Origin of the sequence: Niallia tiangongensis, assembly GCF_044704065.1 — a bacterium.
Classification (GTDB): Bacteria; Bacillota; Bacilli; order Bacillales; family Cytobacillaceae; genus Niallia; species Niallia tiangongensis.
Genome location: NZ_CP162613.1, coordinates 1,441,272 through 1,459,023, shown reverse-complemented (window position 1 = coordinate 1,459,023; position 17,752 = coordinate 1,441,272). Strand labels below are relative to the sequence as shown.

Here is a 17,752-nt window from a genome sequence, read left to right as displayed (position 1 = left end):
TTCTAAAAAAAAATTATTAAGACTCCAATCCGATATTTCCTTATATTTACCTACATTAAAGCTTTCACGAAAATTTTTTTGACAAATCTAGCATCTTTTCAGTATTATATTAAAATAATAGAGGAGGTTTCATGATGTCAGAATTAAATAAACAGAAAATTGTGGACAGTGTTCCCCAAAAGGGATTCTTTGGGCACCCAAAAGGATTATTCACACTTTTCTTCACAGAATTTTGGGAGAGGTTTTCTTACTATGGAATGAGAGCCATCCTAGTTTATTATATGTACTACGAAGTTTCTAAAGGCGGATTAGGTATCTCTGAAGGAACGGCAATTGCCATTGTTTCTATTTACGGTTCCCTTGTTTATATGTCAGGTATAATCGGCGGATGGTTTGCAGATAGAATTTTTGGTACGTCTATGGCCGTTTTCTATGGTGGTATTTTCATCATGCTTGGTCATATTGTTTTAGCAGTCCCAGGAAGTATCACGATGTTCTTTATTTCGATGGTCTTAATTGTTATCGGAACAGGATTATTAAAACCAAATGTATCAAGTATTGTTGGTGAAATGTATAGTCCACAGGATGCTCGCCGTGACGCCGGCTTTAGTATTTTCTACATGGGAATAAATCTTGGTGGATTCCTAGCACCAATCATTGTCGGAGAGATTGGAATGAATTATAGCTTCCATCTTGGTTTCGGACTTGCTGCAATCGGTATGTTATTAGGACTAATTGTATTTATGATGACTAAGAAGAAAAATCTAGGTCTTGCTGGTACGGTAGTGCCAAATCCATTGTCAAAAGAGGAAAAGAAAAAAGTCTATTCTTCCATTGGTATTGGTATTGTTGTACTTGCCATTATTCTTGCTATTACTATTTCTTTAGGCATATTAACATTTGATTCATTCATCACAATTATTGGAATTCTTGGTTTCTTAATTCCAGCTATTTATTTCACAGTTATGTATCGCAGTCCTAAAACAACTCGTGATGAGCGTTCCAGATTGATTGCATATATTCCGTTGTTTTTAGCTGCAGTTATGTTTTGGGCTATTCAAGAACAAGGTTCCACTATTCTAGCTACCTATGCAGATAAACGAACACAATTAGAATTTGCTGGTTTAAGTCTTTCACCGACAATTTTCCAATCCATCAATCCGTTGTTCATCATTATTTTTGCACCAGTATTTGCATGGATTTGGGTAAAGCTTGGTAATCGTCAGCCTTCTGTTTCTAAAAAATTCTCGATTGCTTTATTATTTGCAGGTTTATCCTTTATCCTTATGATGTTACCTGCTTATATTAGTGGAGAAAGTACACTAGTAAGCCCATTATGGTTAGTATTAAGCTATTTCCTTGTAGTTGTTGGGGAGCTATGTATATCTCCAGTAGGATTATCTGCAACTACGAAGCTTGCGCCAGAAGCTTTCTCTGCGCAAACAATGAGCTTATGGTTTTTATCAAGTGCAGCTGCTCAGGCGCTTAATGCACAAATCGCTCCGTTATTTACAAAAATATCAGAAGTTGCCTATTTCGGTATTCTAGGTGGAATAGCTATCCTCTTAAGTATTATCCTTTTCTTGATATCACCAATGATTCAAACCAAGATGAAGGGAATAAAATAAAAGAGGATGGTACAAAAGTAAATAGCCAATCTGTAAAGACGAACAATCTCTAAATTAGCTCTTAAATAAAGGTTACTTTTATACAATAGTTATTTATGTTTTTAAATATAGTCAAGTGTAAAAACTATTTTGTTCCATTGCGCTACAAACCCTCGCTTTCCGCGGGGAGGAGTCGAGTGTTTTCCACTCCATTCCACTTCGTTTTTAAAGACTATTTCCTAAAAACTAATTTTCTTCCAAGAAAAAATAAATTAGTAAGAAAAATGGAGCAGCCTGAATACACGTAGACTCCTATGGGAGCTGCGAGAAAGTCCGAGACCCTGCAGGCCAAAGGCAGACCGCGGCTCGGTGCTCGCCCCATCGAAAGCGAAGTGTATTCAGGCTGCGGATATTAACACTAACTGTACTAAAACAGCCTTTTATAAAATTAATAAAACCCGAACAACCATCTAGGACTCTTTGATAATTGTTCGGGTTTATCTATGGCTGGTATACTTATGTCCCAGCCTCTTTTTATTTTAAACCTATACTATCCATTAATACTTAAATTGGAGAGCTAATTTCTATCTTCATCTCTTTATATCTCCATTTCTACTTTTTGTACTACTCTCGGAATTGCATCCATTTTTTTTGAGCTTACTAGACTTCTTTTAAGTAATTTTAAGGCACGATGCTGTGTTGTCTTCACCTTACTTTCAGACCACCCTAAATTCAATGCTGTTTCTATAATAGACATTTCCTTCAAATATCTACAATAGATTACTTTTTTTTGATCTGCTGTACAGCATGTTAGTAGATGATTAATCCAATCCAGTTGTTCTTTATGAAGTGCAATTTCCTCAGGAAGTGCCTGTTCATCTTTTATATGGATAGGAATTTCACTATCAAAGGAATAGGAATTTTTTTGCTTTCGAAAATGATCGATGGCGATATTTTTTGCAATTGTATATAACCAAGTCCTTTCACTGCTTTCTCCTTTAAAGAGGCATTTTGTTTTAAGAACTCTAATAAAAACTTCCTGAACTAAATCCTCAGCCTCCTCTTTTTTTACTCCTAAATATAGTAAAAAATGAATTAATTCTTGATTATATTGTCTATAGAGCTCATCAATCGAACCCATTTCCCCCACTCCCAACCAAAACCAGTGAATCAATGGACAGATAGCAAGTAAAAAAATTTTATTACTAGATTAATGAGAAGTATTTTTTATAAAAAAAATCCAATTAACAGCATGTAAAATTTGTCACTCAATTCGAGTTCCTCATTAAGTTATTACTATCAAAACAGTGTTTATCCATTAGATTTGTTACAAGACTGTTACTAAAACTCCGTTTGTAACATTAATGAAATATATTATACATCTTAATGTAATAAAAGTCCCATTTTTTTCATTAAAATTCTGTTATTTTTCTATTTCCTTATAGCTGTCTTAATGGAGCGTTGCTTCTGCTTTTATTTTGTCGGGAGAACTACTAAATCGTCGTCATTATAGGGGAAGCAAAGCATTACTGCTTTGCTTGTTTCGACTGATTGAAATTTTGAATGCTTATATTAGATTGAAGCAGAGTTGTTCTGATTGTTTTTACGATAGATAAGCCGTTATTTGAATCCCCATGAATGCATATTGTATCTGCTTGAATGGGTACTTCTTCTCCTTGGTTAGAAATAACCTTATTATCCTTGACCATATGAACTATCTGCTTGGCTGCATGATCTGGGTTATGGATTAGAGCATGTTCCTGTGTACGTGGAGTTAAGCTTCCATCTGACTGATACATCCGATCCGCAAATACCTCGTTAGCTGTTTTTAAACCATAACGTTTACCAGCTCTGATTATTTCGCTGCTTGCTAAACCAAAGAGGATATATTCTGGATTCACCTTATAAACTGCTTTAGCAATTGCATCTGCTAATTGCTTATCTTTCGCTGCCATATTATATAATGCACCATGAGGCTTTACGTGTTGAAGCGTTCCTCCCTCTGCTTTTACAAATGCCTCTAATGCTCCTATTTGATACACGACAAGATCATATACTTCACTGGCTGAGATTTTTATTTCTCTTCTTCCAAAGCCAAGTACATCCTTAAAGCCTGGATGCGCTCCAATAGCGACGTTATTTTCAAGAGCAAGACTCACAGTTTTTCTCATCGTCGTTGGATCACCTGCATGAAATCCACAGGCAATATTAACACTTGTTACAAATGGTATAATCGCTTCATCATTACCTATACGATAAGCTCCATAGCTTTCTCCTAAATCACAGTTTATATCAATAAACATACAAACTCCCTCCAATTAGTCAAATCATTTTTATAACAATAGATGTAACTTCTATCAAACTTTTACACACGTAATATCTTTCTCTTAGTTCCTATTTCTCCTGTCTTTACTATGGTGATTCTAGATAACAGACGTTTAAACCTGCTAATTTTTCTACTTTCTTTATAGCAACAAAAATACGGTAGCCCCAATCAAAGAGAGGACTACCGCATTTTCATTTAAAGATTGTTTTCCTTTTAGGCTATTATTCCAGTAGACTTTGATTAGAAGAAGAAATAGCTTTTAACACAATCCATCTAATTGTTTACACCTTTCTAATCTTTTCAATCTCATCTGCAACAAATTGAACATTTGTCCCAACAATTACTTGTATGCTTGTTTGTCCAATAATATTAATCCCTGGTACACCAGTAGTTTTTATTTTCTGTTGATTAACTGCATCCATATCTTTTACTTCAATCCGCAAACGGGTTACACAATTATCAACAGAAGTGACATTACTATCGCCGCCAAGACCTTCATAAATTTCAGAAGCCATCACAGCAAATTTATTATCCGTAGTAACTGCCACCTGATCTAATGATTCATTCACTAACTCATCATCTTCTCTGCCTGGTGTTTTAAAATTAAATTTAGTAATGAGGAAACGGAATAATGTATAGTATATAACAGCAAATACTAGACCTTGGACGATTAGCATATATGGCTTATTGGCTAATGGCAATTGAGAGCTTAAAATGAAGTCGATTAATCCTCCACTAAATCCAAACCCAGCTGTCCAATGAAAACTTGCTGCAATAAATAGAGAAATACCTGTTAATAGAGCATGAACAACATAAAGGGCCGGAGCTGCGAACATAAACGCAAATTCAATTGGTTCCGTAACACCCGTTACAAAAGCAGCAATTCCTGCTGCAAGCATTAAGGAAGCCACTTGTTTTTTACGTTTTGTTTTTGCTGTATGATACATAGCAAGAGCTGCTGCTGGAAGTCCAAACATCATTACTGGGAAGAATCCCGCCTGATACATACCAGTTATTCCTTTTTCTCCATTGCTGGACCAAAAATTATTTATATCGTTTATCCCTGCAATATCAAACCAGAATACAGCGTTTAAGGCATGATGTAAACCTGTTGGAATAAGTAAACGGTTAAAGAATCCATAGATACCTGCTCCAACTGCCCCTATTTTACTGATTGCTTCCCCAAAGTTAACAAGTCCTGAAAAAATAGCTGGCCAAACAAACAATAAAATCACGGAAATGACTAGCATCGAAACAGCACTAAGAATTGGAACAAGCCTTTTCCCGCTAAAGAAGGCAAATGCTGTCGGAAGTTGAGTCTTGCTAAATCGATTGTATAGTGCTGCTGCTACAGCACCTGCTAAAATACCGATAAATGCATTCTCAATTTTAGAGAAAGCTAAATTTACATCTTCCACATTAATCCCTTGTAACATTGCAACAGAGGCAGGAGATAATAAGGTTTTGACAACTAAGTATGAAACTAAGCCACTCATTGCAGAAGCGCCGTCCTTATCCTTTGACAAACCTAACGCGACTCCGACTGCAAATAAGATTGCTATATTATCTAATATCGACGAGCCCGCTTTAATTAGAAAAGAAGCAATCGGACTCCCTTCTCCCCATCCACTTGGATCAATTGCATAACCAATCCCCATTAGTAATGCTGCTGCTGGTAAAACAGCCACTGGCAGCATCAATGCACGACCGAGCTTTTGTAAGTATGATTTCATTCAACTTCCCCCTAATATAATAAATAAGTTAAAATAATGCCATCCTCTACTGCTGTTTTAATAAGAGACCTCTATTGACCTTATCTTTTTTTGGGCATCCCTCCTTTAAATAGAAATTCATTAGTTTTTTTGAAAAAATTGTTGCATAGCTTGCTTTATATGACCGTCTGTCTCCCGAAGATAATGAAGTGCTTCCTCCTTTGTTCCATCTGTTAGCACACGAAATATGGATACCTTCAAATCCTCCTTATTCTCTTTTAATATTCGTGCAGCTTCCTCCTCACTGATATCTGTAGTATTCATCAACGTTTGTACAGCACGATATACGAGCTTTCTATTAATTAACTTCATATCAACCATTTCATTACGGTAAACCTTCCCTAGTTTCACCATAGAAGCGGTAGATAGCATATTCAACACCATTTTTTGAGCGGTTCCTGCTTTTAACCGCGTAGATCCTCTAATAACTTCTGGACCTGTTATTGCTTCAATTCCATACACACAAATAGAGGAAAGTAGCGTATTTTCATTATTACTTATCCCTATTGTTAGTCCATTTTTTTCATTTCCATACTGAATGCCCGAAAGGACAAATGGGGTAGATCCACTCGCGGTCACACCAATTAATACATCTGTCGCTGAAAAATGATAGTTATCCAATGTTGATAATATAAGCTGTTCGTCATCCTCTGTCTCCTCCAAAGAGGTCCACATAGCGTCATAACCACCAGCAAGGATTCCAGTCCACCGATCATGCTCAATAGAAAAAGTGGGACCAAGCTCCACAGCATCCACAACCCCTAATCTTCCACTAGTACCTGCTCCAATGACAAAGACTCTTCCTCCTTGTTTCCATCGATCTACAATTCCGTCAACTGCTAAGGCAATCGTTGGCAATGCTACTTTTACCGCATTTGCAATTCCGTCATCTTCCTGGTTCATAAACTGAACAATTTCGAAAGAACTCCATTCATCTAATAACAGGCTTTTTTCATTACTATTTTCTGTCGTTCTATGCTTCTTCATGATTGTGACCTCTTCATATCAATAACAAATTTATAACGATCTCCCCGATAAATAGATTTAACATATTCAAAAGGAGTTGCATTTTCCAAATAGCTATATCGCTCCATCAGTAAGACAGGTGCTCCTTCTTTAATCCCCAGAGGCGTACTTTCACTCTTTTGAGCTAATGTCGACTCTAATGTTTGTGTAGCATGACTAATCTTTAAATGTAAAGTTTGCTCCACATACTCATACATAGAACCATGTAAAGTCTCTTCCTGAAGCTCTTTAATCAATGCTGTTGGAAGATAGGAGGTTTCAAGCGCCATCGGGATATCATCTGCAATTCGCAATCGGCTAAATTCATACACCATATCACCCTCATCTATCTTAAGTTTAGAGGCAATTCCTCTTGGACAAGGAATCGTTTTAAAATCTAAAATTTTTGTATTTGGCGTTAATCCTCTCGAACGCATATCTTCTGAAAAGCTTGTTAGCCCAGAAAGCTCCTGTTCTACTTTAGGAGTAGCAACAAAAGTTCCCTTTCCTCGCTTGCGAACTAGAACACCCTCTGCTACTAAATTATTAATTGCTTGGCGCACCGTCATCCTGCTGATACCGTATTTTTCCGAAAATTCCCGTTCTGAACTTATGGGATCCCCTGGTTTTAATTCTTTAATGATTTCTTTTATTTCCATCTCTAATTGATAATAAATAGGAATATGCGAATCTTTTATGATCAACTATATACACTCCCTTTATTTTCTTTTAAAATCGAAAGTGCTTCCTGATCAGCTATAATCGTGACATCCAAATGTTTTTTCAAAATAGATGCAGGTAGATCCTCCTTTACATCCGTATGAAATAACTGATTTAATATTGGAGCTTTTTTCACTCCGGAAACAAGTAATACGATTTTTCGACTTTTCATTATCGTGGAAATTCCCATAGAGATAGCATGTGTTGGTACATCCTCCATCTTAGTAAAATATCGAGCATTTGCTTCTCTTGTAGAGTCAGCCAGTTTTACAATACTTGTAGTAGAAGAAAAAGAAGTACCTGGTTCATTAAAACCGATATGCCCATTTTCACCTATTCCTAAAATTTGCATATCTATTCCACCTAATGAATCAATAAGCTTTTCATAATTTCTTCCTGCCTCTTCATCCTGAACACTTTTGGCAGATGGCAAGTAAGTTTGATTTTCTGGAATATTAATATGCTTAAATAACTGCTCTTTCATATAATAGCTGTAGCTTTGTGGATTATCCTTTTCTAAACCAATATATTCATCTAAATTGAGCGTAATAACTTGCTCATAGGAAGTTTTATTTTGGGTAAAATCCTTAATTAAATGCTGGTACGTTCCTATTGGGGTACCGCCAGTTGCGAGTCCTAAAACACTATTTGACTTAGTTTGAACTTGCTCGATTATTATTTTCGCAGCTAATTTACTCATTTCGTCATAATTTTGCGCTTCAATTAGTTTCATGCTGTTACTCCTCCATTCGAATAAACGATTTGTCCATTACAAATTGTAAGTATCACTTGATGTTTCTCATCTAATACGACTAAATCTGCATCTTTTCCTTTTGCGATACTTCCTTTTTTATCCAATACCCCGATCTGTTTGGCAGGATTATAAGAAGCCATTTGTATTACATCCTTTAACGTGCATCCTGTAAAATTCATCATATTTTTTATAGCATCATTCATTTTTAACGTACTTCCAGCAAGTGAACCATTTTCTAATAATGCTTTTCCATCGCGAACAATTACCTTTTGCCCACCTAAAGAAGATATGCCATCCTCAAGCCATTTCGCACGCATGCTATCTGTAATGAGGATAATATGATTAACTCCCTTTTGTAAAAAAGCAAGTTTAACGATGTCTGGATGGATATGCACGCCATCTACAATCATTTCTGCCATTAACTCAGAATGAAGCAAAGCTCCACCAGCAACTCCTGGATCGCGATGATGTAGGCCTCTCATACCATTAAAAAGATGTGTGACATGATTTACTCCTGCTTGAATGCTTGTTAGTACTTGCTCATAAACTGCATCTGAATGGCCTATTGACGGAATAATATTCTCATCTTTTAAATAGCGAACAAGTTCGAAGTTTTCATCTTCCTCAGGTGCCATCGTAACAAGTTTGATTTGATTGTGGGATAACCTTTGCCATTTTTTAAACAGTGCTATATCTGGCTTTTTAACGGATTGAATCGGTTGAGCCCCTACTCTTTTTTCTGAGATAAACGGACCTTCTAAGTGAATACCGATTATTTCCGCTTTTCCAGTTTGATCAGCAGATTCGATATACTGAGCGATAGTAGACAGTGCCTTTTCGATACTTTCTGCATCTTGCGTCATTGTCGTTGCTAAAAAGCTTGTTGTACCTTCCTTTGGTAAGATATTGGCCATTATTTCTAAGGCATTCAATGATCCGTCCATCGCATCTGCATCATTTGCTCCATGAATATGGATATCTATGAATCCTGGAATTAAATTCATCCCCTTAGGGAAATCTATTACTCGTACATTATTCCAGTCTTTTTCATGAAAGGATTCCATTAAGCCAATTGTATCGATTTTTCCTCCTTTAACTGCCACATATCCATTTGGAGTTATGCCTGATTCTGTGTAAATACATAAGTTTTTTAAAACTAATTCCTGTTGTTCATCTGTAATCATAAATTTCATTAGCCCCTTTTAAAATGGTTTATTAACTATATATCTAGATGTCTATACCAGTTCTTCCGTACATAATTCTTATTACATATACTACTAAAAGTATGCATATAAATCTCTAAACTTGTCAGGAAATTTAACAAAGTTTTTTTATTTTTTTATCTGCATATATCTAGTAATCGCTTTCATATAAAATTATAGATTATTTCGTTTTCCCAAGTCAATCTTCAACTATCTCTATTTTAATTAAATATTAAATGATATCAGCCAAAGCTTGCCTTTCCAAACTCCAGCTGATATAACAAAGTTAAAAATTCTTTTTCCAAACGCTCGCTCTTTCCATTCCCAAAGACAGGATATAATCCCCACTAAACCTTTCTAACACTTTCCCGATAAATAATTTCAAATCCAGATACTGTTTTCATCGGAGTGTCCTCTCCTCTTATAAGACTAAGCATCTTTCTAGCTGCAAGATTGCCAGCATCTTTATAAAAAAACTTAGCAGTGGTTAAGCCAGGATGAATCATTTCTGCCATTTCGTACCCTCCAAAACCAGTAATGGAAAGATCATTCGGAATAGAGATACCCTTCGAATAAACCGCTTTCATTGTTTCGATCGCAAGATTATCGGTTGCACAAACAATGATACTAGGACAGAATGTATCGATTATGTCATAAACAATGGAAACTGAATCTAAAGTATTCCTATTTGTTTCAAAAAATCTTACATCTATATCAACTGCTTCTTCTATACTTTTTTTAAAACCTTCTTTTCGATCAATTCCAATTGCAACATTTTTTTCATTGGCCCCAAGGAATGCAATTCTTTTATGTCCTTGTGACATAACATATTTCCCTACTTCATAGGCTGCTTCATAATCATTATGAATTAAACTATGAATTTCCTTATGCTGCTGTCCGACAATTAGCACAGGTATATCTACTTCCTTAATTATCGATATGTGACGATCCGTTATTTCCGTCGCTAATAAAATAATCCCTGCAACCTTTTGCGTTACTAATGAATGAATATTTTCAATTTCCCTTTCTAAGTCTAGATTGGAATGGGAAATTAGCATTTGATAATTCATAGTTTTTAATTCTTCATCGATTCCAATTAACGTTCGTGAAGAAGCATACGAATCTAATCTAGGCACGATCGTTCCAATGATATTCGTTTTCTTTGCCTTTAAGCTTTGAGCAAATGCATTAGGTGTATAGCCTGTTTCTTTAATAATATGTTGTATTTTTCGTTTTGTGGCTTCACTTACAGAACCATCATTTAAATAACGAGAAACCGTACTTTTCGCTACGCCTGCAAGTTTAGCAATATCACCAATTGTTGTCACCTATAAACCAAACCTCCTTATAAGTTGCTCTTGCAAAACATAATGGTTAAGAGCATCCCGCATCCCAGTCATCAGTCATTCTAGAAAGCCTTTTCATTTCGTTGTACTTATGTATCTGATTTACTTAGCGCTACTTTCACTCTAGCCCCTTTTCTTTTCTACCTATATTATACAGGATAAAAATAATTACGTATTAACTATTTTTTCTAATTGTGGAAGTATACCTTTCTGCTTGTTGTTTCATAATGATTGCTAGTAGGATCTTCTTTTAGCGTTAATTATAAAGGTAGGGTAATCAATGAAAAATATATCATTTCTCCAAAAAAACAAGAAATATAGGTATGATCTATATGAAAGTGAAAACTATTTAAATCAGCCCCTTATCTCTGTCATTACACCCGTATATAATAATGAAAAAACAATCAAGCATACAATTGAATCGGTTTTACAGCAATCCATTATGTCGCAAATTGAATATATTATCGTTGACGATGGCTCTAAAGATCAGACTCGTTCTATCTTAAAAACGTTCGTTAACGAACATCCTAATATTAAACTCGCCTTTCTTGAGAAAAATAGCGGTACCCCAGCTTATCCTAGAAATTTAGGAATCGAGCTTTCATCTGCCCCCTATCTAACTTTTTTAGATGCTGATGATTGGTTTGAAAAGACTGGCTTAGAAAAGCTTTATAGTGTATTGAATGAAACAGACGATGATTATGTTGTTGGGAAAACAATTAGAGTTACTTCCAATAAAAGTGCAATTGTAGCAGAACATGAATCATGGAAAGAAAGAAGAAGCATTCACCCGACAAGTATCCCACATATTTTTCATCATTTAGGACCTAGAGCAAGATTAATGAAATCTAGTATTATTAAAAAAAATCAAATTAAATTCCCTGAGATGAAATTTGCAGAGGATAAGCAATTTTTCATGGAAGTACTGACTAATTGCAAGAAAATCTCAACAACGAAATCGATTATTTATTATTTAAATCGCTTAGATGAAAATAACGAGTCCTTGACCAAGCAAACGAATGCTCTAAATAAAATGCGTTGTAATAGAAAAGTCATTCACTATTTTAAACAGAAGGAGATGGATGCAGAATTAAAGAGAATGATTTTTAATCGACTTTATGAATTTGATTGCTTTAATGGTTTTATGAATCGTTATCATACGCTAAGAAGCGAGAACACTCAAACTTATAAAGAAAAAATAGATGAATTTTTAAAAAGAAAAGCATATATATCAACCATGAAAAAAATGTTGCGTACAACTTCTTCCTTTGATTATGAGATCTGTGACCAATTTTATCATCCTTATAATAAAGTTTGTTATCAATTATTTCTGCAAAAACGCTATAAAGATATCGAAACATTATGTAAATGGATAAATCAAGAAAAAAGCAAGAAACACATTGTAAAAAACGGTTCTGCTTATTGGGTCTCCCCTTTAAGCCCACCGTATAACTATATTAAAGTTCCCATGTATGCCGAATTAGTAAATTGTGAATATGCTAATGGTTTCTTCCGGTTCGATATCGGCATAACAGGTGATTATCCAGAAGACATGGAGCAGATACTTTTCCGTGATCGAAACGATATGCATAGACAGTATTTCTTTCAGATTGACCCATATGAAGGAGCTTTAAAAAGAATTATGATACCTGAAGCATTCTTTACCTCTTTTGGAAAATCGGTGTACACAATTTATTTATCGTATCAAGATTATCATACAGTACAGTTACATATTCCAAATCCAAAGCTTCGGTTAAAAAAACGCCAAACAGATAAGCATCATTTTTACAAAACGATTCATAATCATTTGGCATTAAAGGTTCTTGGATAGACAAAAATTATGAATAATTAGTTCGAAAGTAGATTTTAATAAAGTGAAAAATTGTGTTCCGAGGCGAGTTCTAAACCTCGACTTAAGTGTGGCCAATAAAATCTGGTAACTATTGATTATTTGGATGATGCTATTTCTAAACTTAGATGTAACAGTTTTTGTTTTCCAAGGCGTCCACTTTCCAGGGGGCGAGCGGACGCCTCTCCAACCAATATACTTTTCGCTTTTTAAGTCCCTAATTTCTAATTTTCTCTATAAAACACTTTTTTCACAAACCCTTTTGGAACGAGGCGGATAGCCCATTATTTCACTTTATTTTTTGCAGTATCGCTACAAATCGTTGAAATGCTTTTTTTCCTTTGTCATCTCTTTTAAACACGCCTGCATGATGCAAAATGGTTTCGAACACTATGCCTATTTCTGATTGTAAGATGGAGTGTACATTTTCTATTGTCATCTCCTGGTTTTTCTCTTTTACAACCTTTGCCCAGTCCAAATGTTTTATAATGGCAGGCTCTTCCTTGATGCTTGCTTCGAAATCAGCTTGTAAAATTTTGTCTGCAAGCAAGCTCATCTCTTCTTTTAAGCGTCCTGGCAAGACTGCTAAGCCCATCACTTCAATAAGTCCGATATTCTCGTGTTTTATCGCATGGACCTCCTCATGCGGATGAAAGATTCCGTATGGATGCTCTTCACTTGTTCGGTTATTGCGCAACACTAAATCGATTTCAAATAATCCATTTCGTATTCTGGCAATCGGTGTAATCGTATTATGGCGAGTATGAGCTGTGTATGTAATAATATCTACCGTTTCATCACTATAGTCCATCCATTCTTTTAATATATAATCAGAAGCCTCCACTAATTCTTGTATATCTGTTCCTTGTAACCGGAGGACAGACATAGGCCATTTGACAATTCCTGCTTGAATAGAAGAGAAACGGTCCATTGTAAATGTTGTTTCTATTTCAGCCTTTGCCATCGGAAATTCATGAACTCCCCCTTGAAAATGCTCATGTGTCAGAATCGATCCCCCAACAATCGGCAAGTCTGCATTTGAGCCCATAAAATAATGAGGATACTGTTTGACAAAGTTTAATAATCTTGCAAATGTACGTTTAGAAATAGTCATTGGTTCATGCTTTTCGGAAAAGCATATTGCATGTTCATTGTAATACACATATGGCGAAAACTGCAGGTACCACTGTTCCCCCGCTAAAGTTACTGGGAGGATACGATGATTTTGCCTTGCGGGATGATTGACTCTCCCCGCATAACCAGCATTTTCTTTACATAGCAAACATTTTGGATAGGACCCTTGCTTTATTTTTTTTGCAGCTGCAATTTCTTTCGGGTCTTTCTCTGGTTTTGACAAATTAATCGTAATCTCTAAATCCCCATAGCTCGTTTGTACCAGCCATTCTTCATTTTTGGCAATTCGATCGGTTCGGATATAATCTACCTTTTTCGAAAAATCATAAAACCAGTTTGTTGCTTGCTTTGCTCCCTTTTCTTTGTATAGCATTTCGAATCTATTATTTATTTCAGATGGCAATGGAACAAAGCAGCCCATTAATTTTGTATCTAGTAAATCTCGGTAGGTAATCGTAGGCTCTAGTAAGCGATTATTTTCTGCTGCCCAATCTAATATATTATCTAAAATAATTCGCAAATCTGTATCCGTTACTTCCTTCTTATCTGATGGAATAAAATCATCCAATTCTAAGATTTCGAGCAATTTATTTCGTACTACATCTATATCCCATTTATTTATTAAATCTGATTGTAGTCCATAATAAAGCAATTGTTCTACATGATGATAAATAGTTAGTGTCATCTACCATTGCTCCTTTCTTCTTCGTCATTCCTCATTATCTATCTTTATAGCCTTCCGGATTTTCTTGGAACCATCTCCAAGCGCTCCCAATCATTTTTTCTAAAGAAGTATATTGTGGATTCCAGCCTAATTCTGCTTTTGCTTTGTCTGAAGAAGCAACTAATCGGGCAGGATCCCCTGCTCTTCTAGGTGCAATTACGGTTGGGATAGGATGGTCTGTTACCTTTCTTGCTGCTTCAATTACTTCTTTCACTGTAAATCCTGTTCCGCTACCTAAATTGTATATCCCACTCGTTTCATCTTTTCTTAATTTTTCCAAAGCGAGTATATGAGCATTCGCTAAATCAGTGACATGAATATAATCTCTTATACATGTTCCGTCATGCGTATCATAATCATCGCCAAAAATGCTAATAGCTTCTCTACTTCCTAATGCCACTTGTAAAATAATCGGAATAAGATGTGTTTCAGGAAAATGATCTTCTCCCAATTTTCCGTCCAAATGCGCTCCTGCAACATTAAAGTATCTTAGCGCTACAAAATGAATCCCATGCGCCTCTTCCGTCCACTTTAACATTTTCTCAATCGCAAGCTTAGTCTCACCATATGGATTCGTCGGGATAGTAGGATCACTTTCTTGAATCGGAAAATTCTTCGCTTCTCCATAAGTTGCAGCTGTTGACGAGAATACCATTTTCTTCACACCGTTTGACTGCATAACCTTTAAAATCGACATAGCACCATATACATTATTGTCATAGTACTTCAATGGATTGTTTACACTTTCCCCTACTAAGGAGTCAGCTGCAAAATGGACAACCGCATCAATCGAATGTTTCTTAAACACAGCATCTAGGAACTGTTCATCTCGCAAATCACCAATATAAAGTGCTGCATTTTCTAATACGGCTGCTTTATGTCCTGTTTGAAGATTATCTACAACAACTACTTCTTCCCCTCTGTCTAATAGTTCAGACACCATATGACTTCCAATATACCCAGCACCACCACATACTAGAATTGCCATTTCTTACTCCTCCTTTTATTATTAGCTTCTACGCTTCCACCATTTCTTTTGCACCATCGCCAACTTGAACAACATAAAAGTCTGCCTTTAATCCTGTCTGCTCTTCGTATTTCGCCCCTACCTTTTCGATAAAGGCATCAATATATTCATTGTTCACAATGCTGATTGTACAGCCACCAAAGCCTGCACCTGTCATACGAGAACCAATGACACCTTCTTGTTCCCATGCAGCCTCCACTAAAGCATCCAATTCTTTTCCAGTAACTTCATAATCGTCCCTCAAGGAGATATGTGATGCGTTCATCAATTGTCCAAATCCAGCAATATCGCCATCTTCAAGTTTCTCTACCGCCTCTATTGTTCTTGCATTTTCATATACAGCATGCCTTGCTCTTAATCGATCAATATCTTGCTTAATGAAATGAGCATGTGCATCAAATTCCCCTTGAGTTAATTCTCCAAGCGAACGAATATCTAGCTCTTCCTGCAAGTCTTTTAGTGCTCTCTCACATTCCCCTCGTCTCTCATTATATTTAGAATCAGCAAGCCCCCTGCGCTTATTGGTATTGGCAATAATTAGCGATGCATTTTCTAAATCGAGTGGACTGTAGGTATAATCAAGCGTATCGCAATCTAGTAAAATAGCATGTTTTTCTTTTCCCATTCCAATTGCGAATTGATCCATGATGCCACAGCTTACACCAATAAACTCGTTCTCTGCCTGCTGACACATTTTCACTAGCGAAATTCGATCAATCGCAAAAGAGTAGAGCTCATTTATCATGATAGCTGTTACTACTTCAATAGAAGCAGAGGAAGATAAGCCCGCACCATTTGGTATTTCTCCTTCATATAAAACATCAAATCCAGAATCTAGTTTATATCCATGTTGTTCAAGTATTGCAATAACTCCTTTTGGGTAATTCGCCCAATCATCTCCTTGATCATAGACTAGATTATCTAAGGCTATCTTTATGACACCTAAATTCGTAAAATTTGTAGAATAGAATTGAATCATTCTATCGGATCTTTTTCGAACAATTGCTGTTGTTCCAATGGATAAGGCACAAGGAAAAACATGCCCTCCATTATAATCTGTGTGTTCTCCTATTAAATTCACACGTCCCGGTGCAAAAAAAGTACGTATTTTTGTTTCCCCTTCGTTAAAAATATCAGTAAAAGTTGTACATAGGTCATTTGCCATTTATATCTCTCCTTTATATAGGAACGATTATTTTCCCTCTCGTTATCAATAATTCATTGAACCGTTTACATTTTTATTTTATGCTTCAAACCTTTCTCTCTCAATGGTAAAATAAGAAAGGGAAAAGGGTAATATTTTGCTATTCAACAGAAATATTTCTGATAAACTTTAATATTAACTCAAATTCCTATCCATCTATACAGGCAAGTATCTACCTATGTTATCTCCACTTAGAAAGGGGCTTTCTCATTGCCTAAAAAAGATAATAATGTATTTGCATACAGATTTACGGAAAAAATTACAAAAGAGGTTGCCCAAATTTGGTCGATTGGATGGGAGAATCAAACTTCTCATCTTTATAATTGGAAAGGAAAAAAGCGTAAAGAGGATAGCATGTATATTTTCCAATATACTATTTCTGGAATGGGAGCTATTGAAATGGGAGGAAAAGATCATAGATTAACCGCTGGAAAAGCATTTCTAATTGATATTTCAGAGGAATACAGATATTATCTGCCACAAAATAGTGAGCAATGGGAATTCATTTTTATTACTTTATATGGGGAAACGGTAAAAAAATGCTGGCATTCCTTCACCGAGAATAATCAATTCATTATACAATTAGCTTCTGATTCTAGACCCATACAGCAGCTTCTTCACATTTATCAACTAGCAAATGAGAAGAATATAACGAATGCGTACCAAGCGTCTAGTCTTGCTTATTCCTTTATAATGGAAGTGTATCAATATAAGAAGAATATGGGAGACATTCCATTGCCTGAGAGTATATTAAATGCAACATTATTTGCGCAAAATCACTATGATAAACCAATTGGTCCTGATGATATGGCTGAGGCAGCCGAACTTTCCCGCTTCCATTTTACCCGTTTATTTAAAAAAGTGCTTGGCATTACACCTATCCAATATTTAACGAATATCCGGATAATAAAAGGAGCAGAGTTATTGTATCAAACCAAATATTCCATTGAGGATATTTCCGTTCAGGTAGGCTTTGCAAATGCAAACTATTTTACGAAGGTGTTTCGAAAATCAACTGGCATGACACCTGGAGAGTTTCGGAAGAAGAATATTCGTCCAAGCGAAGATATTCTTCTCTAATA

The 17,752-nt window shown here is 35.7% G+C and carries 14 protein-coding genes; 3 read left to right on the top strand and 11 right to left on the bottom strand.

Translation table 11 applies throughout. The features are described 5' to 3' along the window. Nucleotides 1–134 precede the first annotated feature (134 nt). Nucleotides 135–1,628, top strand: a complete 1,494-nt coding sequence (locus tag AB3U99_RS07005; RefSeq protein WP_400246595.1) for a peptide MFS transporter — start codon at nucleotides 135–137, stop codon at nucleotides 1,626–1,628. A 577-nt stretch (nucleotides 1,629–2,205) separates the two neighbouring features. On the opposite strand, the gene AB3U99_RS07000 is transcribed toward AB3U99_RS07005, so the two are convergent. The 8 genes from AB3U99_RS07000 to AB3U99_RS06965 form a co-directional block, all read right to left on the bottom strand. After that, nucleotides 2,206–2,748 (bottom strand): RNA polymerase sigma factor, encoded by a 543-nt coding sequence (locus AB3U99_RS07000; protein ID WP_400246594.1) that lies wholly within the window; start codon nucleotides 2,746–2,748, stop codon nucleotides 2,206–2,208. A gap of 385 nt (nucleotides 2,749–3,133) precedes the next feature. Next, the gene (locus AB3U99_RS06995; protein ID WP_400246593.1) at nucleotides 3,134–3,910 is read right to left on the bottom strand and encodes a LamB/YcsF family protein; all 777 of its coding nucleotides are present in this window, start codon (nucleotides 3,908–3,910) and stop codon (nucleotides 3,134–3,136) included. Between the two features lie 304 nt (nucleotides 3,911–4,214). After that, a complete protein-coding gene (nagE, locus tag AB3U99_RS06990; protein ID WP_400246592.1) occupies nucleotides 4,215–5,666 on the bottom strand; it encodes an N-acetylglucosamine-specific PTS transporter subunit IIBC in 1,452 nt (483 codons plus the stop codon). Nucleotides 5,667–5,786: 120 nt separating this feature from the next. Then, nucleotides 5,787–6,692 (bottom strand): N-acetylmuramic acid 6-phosphate etherase, encoded by a 906-nt coding sequence (gene murQ / locus AB3U99_RS06985; RefSeq protein WP_400246591.1) that lies wholly within the window; start codon nucleotides 6,690–6,692, stop codon nucleotides 5,787–5,789. Then, complete coding sequence (locus AB3U99_RS06980; protein WP_400246590.1) at nucleotides 6,689–7,414, bottom strand: GntR family transcriptional regulator; 726 nt, start codon at nucleotides 7,412–7,414, stop codon at nucleotides 6,689–6,691. The genes murQ and AB3U99_RS06980 overlap by 4 nt, the downstream gene beginning before the upstream one ends. Beyond that, entirely contained in the window at nucleotides 7,411–8,163 is a 753-nt protein-coding gene (nagB, locus tag AB3U99_RS06975; protein WP_400246589.1) for a glucosamine-6-phosphate deaminase, read from the bottom strand. The genes AB3U99_RS06980 and nagB overlap by 4 nt, the downstream gene beginning before the upstream one ends. Further along, nucleotides 8,160–9,368, bottom strand: coding sequence for an N-acetylglucosamine-6-phosphate deacetylase (gene nagA, locus AB3U99_RS06970; RefSeq protein ID WP_400246588.1), 1,209 nt, complete (start codon nucleotides 9,366–9,368; stop codon nucleotides 8,160–8,162). Before nagA ends, nagB begins: the two co-directional genes overlap by 4 nt. Before the next feature lie 365 nt (nucleotides 9,369–9,733). After that, nucleotides 9,734–10,714, bottom strand: coding sequence for a LacI family DNA-binding transcriptional regulator (locus AB3U99_RS06965; protein WP_400246587.1), 981 nt, complete (start codon nucleotides 10,712–10,714; stop codon nucleotides 9,734–9,736). Between the two features lie 298 nt (nucleotides 10,715–11,012). Here AB3U99_RS06965 and AB3U99_RS06960 point away from each other — a divergent pair, with 298 nt between their 5' ends. Further along, nucleotides 11,013–12,563 (top strand): glycosyltransferase family 2 protein, encoded by a 1,551-nt coding sequence (locus AB3U99_RS06960; RefSeq protein ID WP_400246586.1) that lies wholly within the window; start codon nucleotides 11,013–11,015, stop codon nucleotides 12,561–12,563. A 307-nt stretch (nucleotides 12,564–12,870) separates the two neighbouring features. Here AB3U99_RS06960 and galT read toward each other — a convergent pair whose 3' ends face one another. Genes galT through AB3U99_RS06945 form a run of 3 tightly spaced genes read right to left on the bottom strand, consistent with a single transcriptional unit; the run spans nucleotide 12,871 to nucleotide 16,631 of the window. Then, nucleotides 12,871–14,400: a UDP-glucose--hexose-1-phosphate uridylyltransferase gene (gene galT, locus AB3U99_RS06955; protein WP_400246585.1), complete on the bottom strand. Its 1,530-nt coding sequence runs from the start codon at nucleotides 14,398–14,400 to the stop codon at nucleotides 12,871–12,873. 34 nt (nucleotides 14,401–14,434) lie between these two features. Continuing rightward, nucleotides 14,435–15,427, bottom strand: a complete 993-nt coding sequence (gene galE, locus AB3U99_RS06950) for a UDP-glucose 4-epimerase GalE (protein WP_400246584.1) — start codon at nucleotides 15,425–15,427, stop codon at nucleotides 14,435–14,437. Between the two features lie 28 nt (nucleotides 15,428–15,455). Next, a complete protein-coding gene (locus AB3U99_RS06945; RefSeq protein ID WP_400246583.1) occupies nucleotides 15,456–16,631 on the bottom strand; it encodes a galactokinase in 1,176 nt (391 codons plus the stop codon). Between the two features lie 249 nt (nucleotides 16,632–16,880). Here AB3U99_RS06945 and AB3U99_RS06940 point away from each other — a divergent pair, with 249 nt between their 5' ends. Next, nucleotides 16,881–17,750, top strand: a complete 870-nt coding sequence (locus AB3U99_RS06940; RefSeq protein WP_400246582.1) for a helix-turn-helix domain-containing protein — start codon at nucleotides 16,881–16,883, stop codon at nucleotides 17,748–17,750. The last annotated feature ends 2 nt before the right edge of the window (nucleotides 17,751–17,752 follow it).